Origin of the sequence: Kitasatospora sp. NPDC007106 (genome assembly GCF_040634455.1) — a bacterium.
GTDB classification, from domain to species: Bacteria; Actinomycetota; Actinomycetes; order Streptomycetales; family Streptomycetaceae; genus Kitasatospora; species Kitasatospora arboriphila.
On the sequence record NZ_JBEYFP010001127.1, the window covers coordinates 1 to 1,642 of the forward strand.

Annotated in this window: 3 protein-coding genes; all 3 read left to right on the plus strand. The window is 73.8% G+C overall.

Annotated elements, in window-relative coordinates; all coding sequences use genetic code 11:
- The coding region (locus ABZ641_RS36410; RefSeq protein ID WP_359988798.1) for a zinc-binding dehydrogenase at nucleotides 1-419 on the plus strand (419 nt) is incomplete at its 5' end.
- A 118-nt stretch (nucleotides 420-537) separates the two neighbouring features.
- The gene (locus tag ABZ641_RS36415; protein WP_359988800.1) at nucleotides 538-1,164 is read left to right on the plus strand and encodes a CBS domain-containing protein; all 627 of its coding nucleotides are present in this window, start codon (nucleotides 538-540) and stop codon (nucleotides 1,162-1,164) included.
- A 118-nt stretch (nucleotides 1,165-1,282) separates the two neighbouring features.
- The gene (locus ABZ641_RS36420; protein WP_359988802.1) at nucleotides 1,283-1,621 is read left to right on the plus strand and encodes a CBS domain-containing protein; all 339 of its coding nucleotides are present in this window, start codon (nucleotides 1,283-1,285) and stop codon (nucleotides 1,619-1,621) included.
- Nucleotides 1,622-1,642: the final 21 nt, after the last annotated feature.

The following is a 1,642-nucleotide window of genomic DNA, read 5'->3' on the forward strand; positions in this document are numbered from 1 at the left end:
GCCGGGCGGGCGCCGACAGCGCCCTGAGCCCCGACGACGTGGAGAGGGCGGCCGCGGACGGGCTCGGCAGGGACGGCCGCGGCGCCGATGTCGCGATCGAGGCGGTCGGCCTCCCCGAGACCTTCGAACTCTGCACCCGCCTGGTGCGGCCGGGCGGCCGGGTGGCGAACGTCGGCGTCCACGGCAGGAGCGCCACTCTCCACCTCGAGGACCTGTGGATCCGGAACCTCACCATCACCACCGGTCTGGTGGACACCAGCAGCACCCCTCTGCTGCTCGACATGCTGGCCGCCGGCCGGCTGTCCACCGGTGATCTCGTGACCCACCGGTTCGGGCTCGACGAGATGCAGGACGGCTACGACGTGTTCGCCGACCCGGCCCGCACGGGCGCGCTCAAGGTCGCGTTCTTCCGCACGTGAGGACCGCAGGCCGTGAACACGGACAGCCCGACGTCCGCCGTCCACGGACCCTGACCGGCCCGCCGTACGGCCGGCCGGGGACGGAGAGGGAACCGCGCACGAGGTAAGGAGACCGACCGTGAGACACCGACAGGTGGCCGACGTCATGACCCGGGAGGTGGTCCGAGTCCCGCCGGACACCGGGTTCCGCGAGATCGCAGCCACGCTCGCGGTGCACCGCATCAGCGCCGTACCGGTGGTCGACGGGGCGGACCGTCCGGTCGGGGTGGTCTCCGAGGCGGACCTGCTGCACACCCAGGCCGCCCAGGACGATCCCGACGAGATGCGTGCCGTACCCCGCCGGGAGGGTGACCGGGCCACGGCGGCCGGCCTGATGTCCGCCCCGCCGGTGTGCATCACCGCCGACGCCAGCGTGGTCGCCGCCGCCCGGCAGATGGAGAGGCACGGCGTGAAGCGGCTGCCCGTCGTGGACGCGGACGGCCGGCTGGTCGGCATGGTCAGCAGGGCCGACCTGGTGAAGGTCTTCCTCCGGGACGACCGGGCCATCGCCAAGCAGATCGCCGACGAGGTGCTCGGCGCGATCGACGGCATCGACCCGGCTGCCGTGGACCTCCAGGTCGACCAGGGCCGGGTCACGCTCAGCGGCACGATCGACCCGCCCTACCTGGCGGCGGTCGTCGACAGGCTCTGCCGGTCGATCGACGGCGTCGTCTCGGTCACCGACCGTACGGGGTCCCGCGGCTGACGCGCGCCGGGCCGTCCGAGGCAGGTCGGCCCGGCGAGCAGGACCGAACGGCCCTGCACCGGCCGCGACCGCCGACGCACAGTGGAGGGGCAGACCCGACGAGGGAGGAGCAAGGACCATGCAGCACCGGAGCGTTCACGACGTCATGACCCAGGAAGTGGTGACCGCGAGGCCTGACACGCCGTTCAAGGCGGTCGTGGGCCTGTTCCACCGCAACGACATCACGGCCGTCCCGGTCCTCGACGACCAGGACCGGCCGATCGGCATGGTCTCCGAGGCGGACCTGATCCGCAAGGAGGCGGTGCTGCCCGACCCGGAGGGCCGGACGCCGGGCCGCTGGCTGCCGCCGAAGGACCGTGCCCGCGCCGAGGCCGAGACGGCCGGAGGACTGATGACCTCGCCGGCGGTGACCGCCCGGCGCGGTGCCCGTCCCGCCGGACCCCGACCCCGAACCTGACCCCGTCCCGCTCGTCCCGCC